1 protein-coding gene is annotated in these 2,185 nt (G+C 28.7%); it reads left to right on the plus strand.

Going from position 1 to position 2,185, the window contains the following annotated elements:
* Positions 1–911: 911 nt before the first annotated feature.
* A partial coding sequence (locus tag ABNK64_RS10980) for a hypothetical protein (RefSeq protein WP_349764416.1) occupies positions 912–2,185 on the plus strand: 1,274 nt, incomplete at its 3' end.

Here is a 2,185-nt window from a genome sequence, read left to right on the forward strand (position 1 = left end):
CAAGTTTAGTCTTTTTCTTTATCATTCCTTTAATTTCATCAATTTTTCTTTTAGTTTGAATATTCATAGATACCCTCCTTTACTCATACTTTATATATATAAATATTATACCATATATATTATGAAAAAGGAAGAAGTTTATACAAAAAATAAAAAAGACAAGGTTGTTGGTAGCCCTTATCTTTTTATTCCTGTTACTCAATTATCTATTTAGCAAATTAATTATACCATAGATTTTTAGAAAAATCAATGATATAATACCTTGTTCCTCCTCTAAGCCGACCATCTCGAGAAAGGAGGTGCAAAGTGAAGAGGCTCATTATTTATTTAGCAATGATAGTAGTTATTTTCTTTCTATTATCTAAAAACGCTTACTAATCGTTAGAGCATAAGTTTTATGTGGGGGATTTTGGTAGAATCCCCTGCTTTTTTTATTAAGAAATTCAACGGCTTCTCTAGAAGTAAATAATACCTTCTCACAAGCCATAAAATCAATTTTAAGCCATTTTATAAATTTTTGACGATAAAACCCTGTAGAATTAAAAAAAATGCGTAAAAACGATTTTAGGAGGGCTAAAAGGTGTATAAAAATTTTAAGAAGCCCCCCTATTTATTTTTTTTGCAGCCAAGTTCTTTGTCAGCAAAAAAAAACGCCCCCATACAGAAAGAAAATTCTATTGAGAAGTTATTATTGGAGGGCTTAAATTCAATTAAAATAGGTCTAAAAAATGCATTGATAATATAACATCTTTTTTATTTTATAAAATAGGTGGAAAAAATATATTGATAATATAACGGCTCTATAGTATAATTTGGTTGAGGATTTTAGTCCTTTTTATTTTTTTATAAAATAGGTGGAAAAAATATATTGATAATATAACGGCTCTATAGTGTTTTTTAGGGGGTTTTTTATGACAGGTTTAGATAAGAAAAAAGAACTTTATAATTTAAGAAATGGTTATTTAAAATATAATCCTTATTTTCAATATACTGAAATTAATGTCTATAAATTCTTTGAATTAATATACAGTGGAAATGATGAAATGCCTTTAGAGGAATGTGAGGGAGCTTCTCAGGAACATCAAAATCATAAATATCATGGAATAGCTACAGAAATTTTAAAAGATAGAGCAAGACACTTTATGATTTTTAATGATTTGAATTTTTTGGAAGAAATTAAAGACAGAGAATTTGTCATCACAAGCCCCATCAGTTACATAGGAAGAAACAGAACGGCGAAAAACTCAAGGTTTTTATATGCTTTTGCCATTGACTTAGATGGAGTGGAAAAACAGCATATAGAAAACATTTTTTATCAATATAAATCAGGAGCTATGCCAAAACCTAATATTATAGTCAGTTCAGGAAATGGGCTACATTTATATTATATCCTTGAAAAACCTATAGCTCTTTTTGATAATATAAAAATCCTTTTAAAAAGATTTAAGTATGGGTTAATAGACTTGGTTTGGAACGGCTATACATCAAGCGTTAAGAAAAGACAATATCAAGGTATTTTTCAGGGATTTAGAATACCAGAAACAAAAACAAAATTTGGAGAAGTTGTAAGAGCCTTTTATTTAGAAAATTCAGAGCTTTATACTGTGGAAAAACTTAATTATTGGGTAACAGGAAGAAGAAAATTAGTAGATACAGAAATAGATATTATAAATAAAGCTCTTTATGTTCCTAAAAAATTAACTTTAAAAGAAGCGAAAGAAAAGTATCCTGATTGGTATGAAAGACGGATAGTAAAAGGCGACAAATCTCGTAAAAAATGGCATATCAAAAGAGATTTATATGATTGGTGGAAAAGAACTATTACAGATAATGAAAAAGTAGTTGAGGGACACAGGTATTTTTGTATAATGAGCCTTGCTATGTATGGACTAAAATGTGATATACCTTATGAGGAGGTAAAAGCCGACGCATATTCATTCTTAGAGGAGATGGAAAGTAAGACAGGAAATCAGGACAATCATTTTACAGAAGAAGATATAGAAGACGCCCTAAAAGCCTATAAGGAAAGTTATATGACTTTTCCTCGTAAAGATATAGAGATTGTTACAGGTATTTCTATTCCTCCAAATAAAAGGAACTATCAAAAGCAAAAAGACCATTTAGAAGAAATTAGAATGATTAGAGATTTAAGAATGAAAAGACAAGGAAAAAAATGGACAGATAA

Source organism: Fusobacterium sp. SYSU M8D902 (assembly GCF_040199715.1).
Lineage (GTDB): Bacteria > Fusobacteriota > Fusobacteriia > Fusobacteriales > Fusobacteriaceae > Fusobacterium_A.